The 9,707-nt window shown below is 69.8% G+C and carries 11 protein-coding genes; 6 read left to right on the forward strand and 5 right to left on the reverse strand.

The genetic code is table 11. The features are described from left to right. Positions 1–42: 42 nt before the first annotated feature. Genes AB0K52_RS04675 through AB0K52_RS04685 form a run of 3 tightly spaced genes read right to left on the reverse strand, consistent with a single transcriptional unit; the run spans position 43 to position 1,552 of the window. On the reverse strand, positions 43–468 hold the full coding sequence (locus AB0K52_RS04675; RefSeq protein ID WP_363526118.1) for an organic hydroperoxide resistance protein: 426 nt from the start codon (positions 466–468) through the stop codon (positions 43–45). Between the two features lie 14 nt (positions 469–482). Then, entirely contained in the window at positions 483–926 is a 444-nt protein-coding gene (locus tag AB0K52_RS04680; RefSeq protein ID WP_208499739.1) for a MarR family transcriptional regulator, read from the reverse strand. Between the two features lie 59 nt (positions 927–985). Continuing rightward, positions 986–1,552 carry a TetR/AcrR family transcriptional regulator gene (locus AB0K52_RS04685; protein WP_363526121.1) on the reverse strand — a complete coding sequence of 189 codons (567 nt, stop codon included), beginning with the start codon at positions 1,550–1,552 and terminating at the stop codon, positions 986–988. Positions 1,553–1,678: 126 nt separating this feature from the next. Here AB0K52_RS04685 and AB0K52_RS04690 point away from each other — a divergent pair, with 126 nt between their 5' ends. The 3 genes from AB0K52_RS04690 (at position 1,679) to AB0K52_RS04700 (ending at position 4,140) form a co-directional block, all read left to right on the forward strand. Continuing rightward, on the forward strand, positions 1,679–2,101 hold the full coding sequence (locus tag AB0K52_RS04690; protein ID WP_363526124.1) for a hypothetical protein: 423 nt from the start codon (positions 1,679–1,681) through the stop codon (positions 2,099–2,101). Between the two features lie 59 nt (positions 2,102–2,160). Then, a complete protein-coding gene (gene ychF, locus AB0K52_RS04695; protein ID WP_363526127.1) occupies positions 2,161–3,234 on the forward strand; it encodes a redox-regulated ATPase YchF in 1,074 nt (357 codons plus the stop codon). Between the two features lie 123 nt (positions 3,235–3,357). After that, on the forward strand, positions 3,358–4,140 hold the full coding sequence (locus AB0K52_RS04700) for an SDR family oxidoreductase (protein ID WP_363526130.1): 783 nt from the start codon (positions 3,358–3,360) through the stop codon (positions 4,138–4,140). Between the two features lie 21 nt (positions 4,141–4,161). Here AB0K52_RS04700 and AB0K52_RS04705 read toward each other — a convergent pair whose 3' ends face one another. Both AB0K52_RS04705 and AB0K52_RS04710 read right to left on the reverse strand, forming a co-directional pair. Next, positions 4,162–4,515 carry a hypothetical protein gene (locus AB0K52_RS04705; protein ID WP_363526133.1) on the reverse strand — a complete coding sequence of 118 codons (354 nt, stop codon included), beginning with the start codon at positions 4,513–4,515 and terminating at the stop codon, positions 4,162–4,164. Between the two features lie 169 nt (positions 4,516–4,684). After that, a complete protein-coding gene (locus AB0K52_RS04710) occupies positions 4,685–5,038 on the reverse strand; it encodes a hypothetical protein (RefSeq protein ID WP_208499733.1) in 354 nt (117 codons plus the stop codon). Positions 5,039–5,465: 427 nt separating this feature from the next. On the opposite strand from AB0K52_RS04710, the gene AB0K52_RS04715 reads away from it, so the two are divergent. The 3 genes from AB0K52_RS04715 (at position 5,466) to AB0K52_RS04725 (ending at position 9,684) form a co-directional block, all read left to right on the forward strand. Continuing rightward, positions 5,466–5,861 (forward strand): (deoxy)nucleoside triphosphate pyrophosphohydrolase, encoded by a 396-nt coding sequence (locus tag AB0K52_RS04715; protein WP_363526136.1) that lies wholly within the window; start codon positions 5,466–5,468, stop codon positions 5,859–5,861. Between the two features lie 99 nt (positions 5,862–5,960). Next, positions 5,961–7,541 carry a D-aminoacylase gene (locus AB0K52_RS04720; protein WP_363526180.1) on the forward strand — a complete coding sequence of 527 codons (1,581 nt, stop codon included), beginning with the start codon at positions 5,961–5,963 and terminating at the stop codon, positions 7,539–7,541. A gap of 370 nt (positions 7,542–7,911) precedes the next feature. Further along, a complete protein-coding gene (locus AB0K52_RS04725; RefSeq protein WP_363526139.1) occupies positions 7,912–9,684 on the forward strand; it encodes a DUF222 domain-containing protein in 1,773 nt (590 codons plus the stop codon). Positions 9,685–9,707: the final 23 nt, after the last annotated feature.

Below are 9,707 nucleotides of genomic sequence, written 5' to 3' on the forward strand. Positions count from 1 at the left end.
GGTCCGCGCCGTCCGGCGCGGACCCCTTCCTCCTCACCCTGCTCAGGCGGTCTGGACCAGGTCGACCTCGACCTGGATGTTGCCGCGCGTCGCGTTGGAGTAGGGGCAGACCTCGTGGGCCTTGGCGACGAGGCTCTCGGCGACCGAGCGCTCGGCGCCCGGGGTCGAGACCTCGAGGACGGCGCTGAGCCCGAAGCCCTCGCCCTGCTTGTGGATGCCGACGGAGGCCTCGACCGTGGAGTCGCCGAGGTCCACCTTGGCCTGGCGGGCGATCATCTGGAGCGCGCTGTGGAAGCAGGCCGCGTAGCCCGCGGCGAACAGCTGCTCGGGGTTGGCCTTGCCGCCGGGGCCGCCGAGCTCCTTCTGGATGGCCAGGTCGAGGGCGATGATGCCGTCGCCGGTGGTGACGTGCCCGTTGCGGCCTTCGCCGGAGGAGACGGCGTTCGCGACGTAGAGCGCTTGTTCCATGTGTTTTCCCTTGCCTATTCGGTGGTTTCGCGGGTGCGGATGGCGGCGGTGAACTCGTGGAGCTTGTCGCGCAGGGCGACCAGTTCCTCGTAGGACATGTCCGAGGCGGTGCCGACGACCTGGGTGACCTCGCAGCCCTCGCGCTCGAGCGCGGCCCCGGCCTCGGTGAGGTGCACGGTGACGCGCCGCTCGTCGTCCGACTCGCGGCGGCGCTCGACGAACCCGGCGGCCTCGAGCCGCTTGAGCAGCGGCGAGACGGTGCCGGAGTCGAGCTGGAGCTCGTCGCCGAGGGCGGTGACGGTGAGGCCGTCGGTCTCCCACAGCGCCATGAGGACCAGGAACTGCGGGTAGGTCAAGCCGAGCTTGTCGAGTAGCGGCCGGTAGAGGCCGGTCACCGCGCGGGAGGCGGTGTACAGCGCGAAGCAGGCCTGCTCGCGGAGTCTCGGTGTCCTGTCCATGGTGACGACGATAGTGCACAACTCAGTTGTGCGCAACCTAGTTGTGTGTGACTTGGACGCTAGGAGTGCTTGCCGAAGCGGACGTGGGTCGCGATCTCCCGGAGCGCGGCCTCGGGGTCGTCCTTGACCACCTGCGGGAAGTTCCCGCCCATGAGCAGGCCCGCGAAGCCGTGGACGAGGGACCAGGCGCCCAGCGCCTCGGCGTTGAACGCGGCGTCGGGGCGCTGCGCGCCCGCGCCGCGCACGAGCGCGTCGTTCGAGCGCGACTCGGCGCGCTGCAGGTCGGGGTCGTCCTCGTGGAGCAGCTCGGGTCGGAACATCGTCTCGAAATACGCCTTGTTGTCGATGGCGAAGCGCACGTAGGCGACGCCGACCTCGACGAAGTCGCCGGTCGCCTCCCACGCCCGCTCCAGTGCGTCCGCGAAGCGGTCGTAGCCCTCGGCGGCGACCGCCGTCAGGAGCCCGGCCTTGTCGCCGAAGTGGTGGGCCGGGGCGGCGTGCGAGACGCCCGCCCGCTTGGCGACGGCCCGCAGACTCAGGGCGCTCGGCCCGCTCTCGGCGATGGCCTCGACGGCGGCCGCGATGAGCGCCCGGCGCAGGTCCCCGTGGTGGTAGCGATCGGTCACAAGCGCCACTGTAGCGCGGATCTTGACAGTGTCAAACACCACTGCGATCATCGAGGCAACCAACTTGACACTGTCAAGACTCGCGCGTACGTTGGGTTTCCACACCTTCACGATTGGAACCCCCTGATGTTCGAGTCCACTCTCGCCCTCAGCGACGCCTCCCGCATCATCGCCGGCGTCGTCCTGCTCACCATCGTCACCATCGAGTTCGGCGGCACCTTCCTGCTGCGCATCGCCGCGGGCAAGGTCCCGCTCACCGACTTCCAGAAGGCGTTCTCGCGCGCCGGGCACGCCCACGCCGGCGTCCTCGTCATCCTGAGCCTCGTGACCTTGATCCTCGCCGACGCCACCGGACTCGAGGGCCTCTGGGGCTGGGTCGGGCGCATCGCGGTCCCGGCCGCCGCGGTCCTCATGTCCGGCGGGTTCTTCGCCGCCATGGCCGGAGCCGGGCGCACCGTCCCCAACCGCAGCATCGCGCTCGTCTACGCCGGCGCGGCGAGCCTCGCGCTCGGCGTCGTGACCCTCGGGATCGGCCTGCTGACCGCCTAGCGCACATCACCAGGTCGCGCCGTGCGGCGGCGGCGCGGCCCCGCCTAGACTTGACCCTCGTGAAACTCAGCATCGGCATCGTCGGCCTGCCCAACGTCGGCAAGAGCACGCTCTTCAACGCGCTGACCCGCTCGGAGATCCTGGCCGCGAACTACCCCTTCGCGACCATCGAGCCGAACGTCGGCGTGGTCGCCGTCCCCGACGCCCGCCTCCCGAAGCTGGCCGAGGTCTACGAGTCGGAGAAGATCCTTCCCGCCACGGTGACCTTCGTCGACATCGCGGGCCTGGTCAAGGGCGCTTCCGAAGGCGCGGGCAAGGGCAACCAGTTCCTCTCCAACATCCGCGAGACCTCGGCCATCGCCCAGGTCGTGCGGGTCTTCGAGGACGGCAACGTCACCCACGTCGACGGCAAGGTCTCGCCCGTCGACGACATCGAGACGATCAACACCGAGCTGATCCTCGCCGACCTCCAGACCGTCGAGAACGCCCTCAAGCGCCTCGAGCGCGAAGCGCGCATGAACAAGGACGCCAAGGCCAAGCTCGAGGCCGTCCAGACCGCGCAGCAGGTCCTCGACTCAGGCAAGACGGTCTTCGCCGCCGGACTCGACACCGAGCTGCTCTACGACCTGCACCTGCTCACCGCGAAGCCGTTCATCTACGTCTTCAACGTCGACGAGGACCAGGTCGCCGACGAGGAGCTGGCCGCGAAGCTCCGTGCGCTCGTCGCCCCCGCCCAGGCGGTGCTCCTCGACGCCAAGTTCGAGTCCGAGCTCATCGACCTCGACGAGGCCGAGGCCCGCGAACTGCTCGAGTCCACCGGCCAGACCGAGCCGGGCCTCGACCGCCTCGCCAGCGTCGGCTTCGAGACCCTGGGCCTGCAGACCTACCTCACCGCGGGCCCGAAGGAGACCAGGGCGTGGACGATCAAGAAGGGCGCGACCGCCCCTGAGGCGGCCGGCGAGATCCACACCGACTTTCAGCGCGGCTTCATCAAGGCCGAGATCGTCTCCTTCGACGACCTCATGGAGGCCGGCACCATGCAGGCCGCCAAGGCCGCCGGCAAGGTCCGCATGGAGGGCAAGGACTACGTCATGGCCGACGGCGACGTGGTCGAGTTCCGCTTCAACGTCTGACCACGGCAGCGTCTGAACACCGCCACGGGCGACCTCGGGGTTTAAACACGCCTTTCCTTGAGCACTAAGGAATCTGACGCCGCGACGATCGGGTCGCGGCGTCTTCGAATTCGGAGGTGGGCCATGAGCCGTGAAGTGGCGGTCGTGACCGGCGGCGGGCAGGGCATCAGGAAGGCGATCGTCGAGCGGCTGCTCGCCGAGGACCGGGGCGTCGTCGTCGTGGAGATGCGCGACGAGCGGCTCGAATGGCTCGACGAGGCGATCAGCGAGAGCCGGGCCTGGGTCGTCGTGGGCGACGCGGGCGAGGACGCCGTCGCCGCGCGGGCCGTCGCCGCCGCCGAGTCCCTCGGCGCGCTCACCGGCTGGGTCAACAACGCCGCGCTGTTCCACGACGCCTGGCTCCACGAGGTGGGCGGCGCGGGGGTCATGGAGCTGGTGCGGCGCAACCTCCAGCCCTGCCTCGCCGGGGCGGCCGCCGCCGTGGCCGCGTTCCGGGTCCAGGGCGTCCCCGGCAGCATCGTCAACATCTCGTCGCATCAGGCGCAGCGGGCCGTGCGCGGCGCGCTGCCGTACGCGACGGCGAAAGCCGCGATGGAAGGGCTGACGCGGGCGCTCGCGGTCGACTACGGGCCTTGGGAGGTACGGGTGAACGCGCTGGCGCTGGGGTCGGTGGCGACCGAGCGGCTGCGTTCGCTCGAGGAGTCGGGCGCCGAGGCGTACGCGCGGGTCGAGGCGGCGATCCGGGACCTGCACCCGCTCGGGCGGGCGGGCGAGGCGGCGGAGGTGGCCGAGACGGTCGCGTTCCTGCTCTCGGCGCGGTCCTCGTTCATCAGCGGCGCCGTGCTCCCGGTCGACGGCGCCCGCGCGGCGCAGGGCCTCGACCCCGAGGCGGGAAACCCCGGGTGAACGGCGGTGCCGCCGAGGGCGTCACTCCCACCAGAACCGCTCGCCCAGGATCACGAAGGCGAGCAGCATCGGCAGCGCGCCGAACGCGATCCAGCGCGCCCCTCTGGCGGCGGGCGCGTGCCTCGCGGCGATGGCGAGCGTGAACGCGCCCATCGCGGCCAGGAACGCGACGAGCATGATGAGCCCGACCACGACCCCCCGCCAGTTGTCGTCGAGGGCGTTCGGGCCGTCGATCGCCACCCAGAGGTAGTACCAGGCGATCGCGGTCGGAGGCCCGGCCAAGGCCGCCACGCCGAGGCGGAACGCCCAGCGGAAGCTGCGGCCGGCACTGTGGCGGATGAGCGGGTCGCCCGCCGGAATCGGTCTGAGCGCCATCGGAATCGCCTCCTATGGGTCCGATTCGTCTCCCATAGGCCGATTCTCGCAGGGTTCGTGCGCAGGTGAAAGAGGCCTAAAGTCCCTCGAGCCGGGACTTCGGCCCGGACACGCGAGCGGCGGACCGAAGGGGAGGTGGGGTCCCCGGCGGTCCGCCGTGCGGGTTCGTCTATTCGCCGCGCCGGAGCCAGCGGAAGCGGCCCTTGGAGGAGTCCTCCGGGGCGGCGAGTTCGCCGGCGATGGTGATGTAGGCGGTCTCGACGCGGCCCGCGAAGGTCACGTCGGTGAGGCTGAATCCGCCTTCTCTGGCGAGCACGATGAGCGTGGCTTCATCGGTGCGCGACACGTCGGGCCTGACCCCGAGCGTGTCGGCGAAGATCTTGATGTGTTCGGCGAGCTCCGCGTGCTGGGAATCGTCGAGCGGCAGCGACCGCGAGAGGCGGCCGTCGCCATCCGCTACCCAACCGTTGAGCTCCCTCAGTGCATCCAGCAGCACGTTGTCGTCTTGCTCCGTTCTCCCCATATGGCACCATCGCCATTTCGTCCTGGCCGCGTCCGGCAAAGCGGTGCCCTGCCGAAGCAGGGCCGCGACCGATCAGTAAGGTTGGTCTGATTCGGCTCCGACGGACACGGGGGCTTCGTGTCTGAATTGTCGCCGGATCTTTATCGTTTCTGAACCGAGTCTTGCGCGTCTCCCAGTTTCTGTCCAGACCGGCAAATGGGATCAATCGGTAATACCGGATGCGGCAGTACAGTTCTTGTCTGGTTTTGTGCTGGCGGACACGATTCCTGACCGTAGGGTCTACCACGCATCATCCGAACGTATGAACAACACGTTGCTCATTAGCGGTCACTGCTCGTGATCCGACGCGCCAAAGATAACGAAACGCCCTCAACCCGGCAACGGCCGCGAACCACGGGCGGCCGCGCGGCGCCGATAAGCTCTTGCGGTGAACGAACCGAAGGTCGTAGTGGGCGCCGCCATCCGCGCCGGCGACCGCGTCCTCGCGGCCGCGCGCGCCTACCCGCCCGAACTCGCCGGGCTCTGGGAGTTCCCCGGCGGCAAGGTCGAACCCGGCGAGACCGAGGCCCAAGCGCTCGTGCGCGAATGCCGCGAAGAGCTCGGCGTCGAGATCGCGGTCGGCGAGCGCGTCGGCGGCGACCTCGCGACCGGCGGCGGCCGGTACCTCCTGCGCGTCTACTTCGCCGAACTGACCGGGGGCGAGCCGCACGCGAAGGAGCACGCCGAGCTGCGCTGGCTCGGCCCCGCCGAGCTCGACTCGGTCCCCTGGCTCCCCGGCAACCGCCCGGCCGTGGAGACGCTCAAGGCCCTCCTGAGCGCCTGAACGCCGCCTCCCGAGGGCCGAGACGCGACTGGTGGCGACCCTCTGGCCTGCATAGACTGACGCTCCGTGCCGTATGGGGGAGGTCGCCGAGTGGCCGCAGTGGACATCGTGATCCGGGGAGCCGAGATCGCCGACGGGACCGGTGCGCCCCGGTTCCGGGCCGACGTAGGGGTCGACGGCGGCCGGATCGCGTCGATCGGCGAGCGCCTCGACGGCCGCCGCGTCATCGACGCGGGAGGCCTGGTCCTCTCCCCCGGCTTCATCGACATGCACGCGCACTCGGAGCTGGCGGTCCTCGCCGACCGCGACCACCTCGCGAAGCTCGGCCAGGGCTGCACCCTCGAAGTGCTCGGCCAGGACGGCCTCTCGTACGCGCCGGTCGACGAGGCCACTGCGCCGCAGATGTGGGAGGCCATCGCCGCGTGGAACGGCCGCCTCGACGTGGAATTCGACTGGCGCACGGTCGGCGAGTACCTCGACCGCCTGGACCGAGGCATCCCGACGAACGCGGCCTACCTCGTCCCCCACGGCACCGTGCGGATGCTCGCGATGGGCTGGGAGGACCGCGAACCGGCGCCCGCCGAGCTCGAGGCCATGAAAGCCCAAGTCGCCCAAGGCATGGCAGCGGGTGCGTTCGGACTCTCGGCGGGTCTGAGCTACGCCCCCGGCATGTACGCGAACACCGCGGAGCTGGTCGAATTGTGCAAGGTGGTCGCCTCCTACGGCGGCTACTTCAGTCCCCACCAGCGCAGTTACGGCGCTGGCGCGATGGAGGGCTACGCCGAGATGATCGATATCGGCCGCCGGGCGGGCTGCGCCCTGCACCTCGCGCACGCCACCCTGAACTACCCGGTCAACGAGGGCCGCGCCGCCGAACTCCTCAAGCTCATCGACGAAGGCCTCGACGAGGGCCTGCCGATCAGCCTCGACACCTACCCGTACCTGCCGGGGATGACGATGCTCGCGGCGCTACTGCCGAGCTGGTCGGTCGCGGGAGGCTATGGGGCCCTTGCCGAACGGCTGCGCAGCGACGAGCAGCGGGCGCGCATCCTCCACGAGCTCGACGTCGAGGGCACCGACGGGGCGAACGGCGTCCCCGTCGACTGGTCCAAGATCGAGATCGCGGGCGTCGCCAAGCCGGGCCTGCGGCACCTGGTGGGCCGGCGCGTCGCCGAGGCCGCAGGGGCGGAGCGCCCCTCGGCGTTCTTCCTCGACCTCATCACCGAGGACGACTTCAGCACCGCCTGCCTCATGCACGTGGGCAACGAGGAGAACGTCCGCGCGATCATGCGCCACGGCGTCCACACCGGATCGACGGACGGCGTCCTCGCGGGCGACAAGATCCACCCGCGCGCCTGGGGCTCGTTCGCCCGCTACCTCGGCCACTACACGCGCGACCTCGGCCTCATGACCGTCGAGGACTGCGTCGCCCATCTCACCGGCCGCCCCGCCGCGACCCTCGGCCTCACCGACCGGGGCCTCGTCAAGGAGGGCTTCGCGGCCGACCTCGTCCTCTTCGACCCCGAGACCGTGGACGCCCGCTCGACCTTCGAGGAACCGCGCCGCCAGGCGGCGGGCATCCCGTTCGTGTTGGTCAACGGGCACATTGCGATTGACGAGGGAATTAGGACCGAGGCTCGCGCCGGCCGCGCGATTCGACGCGGCGGCGATCAGCGCTGAACCGTCGGCTTGCCGGTGACGAGATCGGCGAGGTTCACGCGGCGGCGACGACAGGGTCCCGATCGAGCACGGTTGCGGAGGCGGCGTCTGCGCCGTGTCGGTTGCGGTCAGAGCGGGCAGCGACAAAAGGGCCTGAGGGCGGTCGGGGTGTGCATTGCGGCCGAGGCGCAGCGCGGTGCGAGACGGCGCTCGCGAAACGACGGTCCGCGTTGCACCCCAAGTCATTCGGGGCGGGACGCGAGTGTCCCTCATGGATTATTCACCCCTTTGAGTGATGACACCGATACGCTCGCCTGTCATCATTGAAGTACGAACGCGCAAGCGAAAACAGTCAGACCATTCGAGAACGGTGGAAGGAGGCGAGCCCCCGATGAGCAGCTGCACCCACACCCACACCCCGGGCTCCGAACGCGCAGCCGCCATCCGCTCCGCTCTCGATGACGCCGCCTCTTTGATCAACGCCCAGCACGCCCAGGTCCTCTCCTGGGTGATCGAGATGAAGGAGCAGGGGCTCCACCGCTCGGCGTTCGGGTTCTCCGCCCTGCGGGATCTGCTGGTCTCCCAGTTCGACTTCCACAACCGCACCGCCGCCGACATCGCGGCCATCGCCCGCCTGTCGGGGAAGTTCCGCCTCCTGGCCCAGGCGGCGGTGTCCGGAGCGGCGAGGATCGACCAGGTCGCCTACGCCGTCCGCCAGCTCGAGCAGACCCCGGCCATGCGCCTGTTCGCCCGCACCCCCTTCCAGACCCCGGCCCCCTCCCCCTTCGACCCTGAGACCCTGTGTGCGACTCCTGAGGCCATGGTCGCCCAGTACTGTGCACACGCCACCTTCACCGAGCTGCGCCGCCACCTCGATGAACTCTGGACCTCGATCGCCGAAGCGACCGAACTGATCGATGCACTGGGCGAGCAGTCCATGCAGCGCCTCGAACTCACCCCGCAGAGCAACGGCATGTGGGCCTTGGAAGGCCAACTGTGCGAGGCCACCGGGCGCCTGCTCGACAAGTACCTGAAGACCGCCTGCCCGCCCCCGCGCCAAGAAGACCAGGACCAGGACGCCGACGGTGGGGGTCTGCTGCCCGCGCAGGCGAACCGGCACGCCGAGGCTCTCCATCAGCTCCTTGCCGGGTACGGGTCCTCCCCCCAGGCCGCGACCCGCCACGGCCACACCGCCACCCTCGACCTGACCGTGGACATCGAGACGCTGCAGGGCAAGGACACCGGCCGCCTGCCCCTCCTCGAGGGCCAGCCCATCTCGGTCGCCCGCGCCCGCCTCCTCGCCTGCGAAGCCGCCATCATCCCCTCGGTCTTCAACTACCAGACCGGCGAAGCGGTCGAGCTGGGCCGTGCCCTGCGCCTGCCGAATGCGGCCCTTCGCCGCAAGCTCGAACTCGAACAGAGCGAGGGTTGCGCTTGGCAGGGCTGTGACCGGCCGGTGGCGTGGACTGAGGCGCACCACATCCAGCATTGGGCCGATGGCGGGCCAACGGTCGCTGAGAACCTGATCCTGCTGTGCCGGTTCCATCACGGCCGCATACATACTGCGGGCTGGAGCGTGGAGAAGACCGGCCCCGGCCAAGCGGTCATCACCCACCACGACGGCCACAAGATCGCGAGCGCCCCCGTGGAGCACTCCGGGTGCGGCTGCTCGGACTGGCGCACCGATGCCGACATGGATGCCGAGAACGAGGGCACCGAATGGGATGTGTTCCCCACCGGGCTCTACCGGACCGAATGGTCCGAGGCCATGAAGCCCGACCTGGACGCCGTCACAGAAGCGATCGAGAGGGATCGGGCGATCAAGGCCATGCGGACAGCCAGGGCGAAATGCCGAGAGCGGTTCGCGGCGCCCACGCCAGTGCCGGTCTTAGGCTGCCCCAGCGGGCGACTGCTGGGGGAAGCGCAGCACGCATCAAGCAGCGCAGCCCGACCCGCATGGGTTCGGGCCCCTCCGCATGCCCAGAACCGGAAACCAACCCCCGCCCCACACCCTCCCCTCGCCGCCCGACCGAACCCCAACCCGATCGGGCCGGGAACCGCAAACGGCCCCAGTGCCTTCCCTGCCTCGTCATCGCTGCCCGCTGTCAGTATTGGGTTGTGCCGGTTAAGCCATGATCGGTGCACCGGGTCGGATCTGACCTAGCTGCCTGCTGGCTCCGTTGGATG

It is taken from the genome of Glycomyces sp. NPDC049804 (genome assembly GCF_040674615.1).
GTDB classification, from domain to species: domain Bacteria; phylum Actinomycetota; class Actinomycetes; order Mycobacteriales; family Micromonosporaceae; genus Glycomyces; species Glycomyces niveus.

Bases quoted from the DNA above. Each gene is read 5' to 3' on its own strand.
- AB0K52_RS04675 (WP_363526118.1), bottom strand. From the start codon at position 468: ATGGAACAAGCGCTCTACGTCGCGAACGCCGTCTCCTCCGGCGAAGGC.
- AB0K52_RS04680 (WP_208499739.1), bottom strand. From the start codon at position 926: ATGGACAGGACACCGAGACTCCGCGAGCAGGCCTGCTTCGCGCTGTAC.
- AB0K52_RS04690 (WP_363526124.1), top strand. From the start codon at position 1,679: ATGTTCGAGTCCACTCTCGCCCTCAGCGACGCCTCCCGCATCATCGCC.
- AB0K52_RS04700 (WP_363526130.1), top strand. From the start codon at position 3,358: ATGAGCCGTGAAGTGGCGGTCGTGACCGGCGGCGGGCAGGGCATCAGG.
- AB0K52_RS04705 (WP_363526133.1), bottom strand. From the start codon at position 4,515: ATGGCGCTCAGACCGATTCCGGCGGGCGACCCGCTCATCCGCCACAGT.
- AB0K52_RS04710 (WP_208499733.1), bottom strand. From the start codon at position 5,038: ATGGGGAGAACGGAGCAAGACGACAACGTGCTGCTGGATGCACTGAGG.
- AB0K52_RS04725 (WP_363526139.1), top strand. From the start codon at position 7,912: ATGAGCAGCTGCACCCACACCCACACCCCGGGCTCCGAACGCGCAGCC.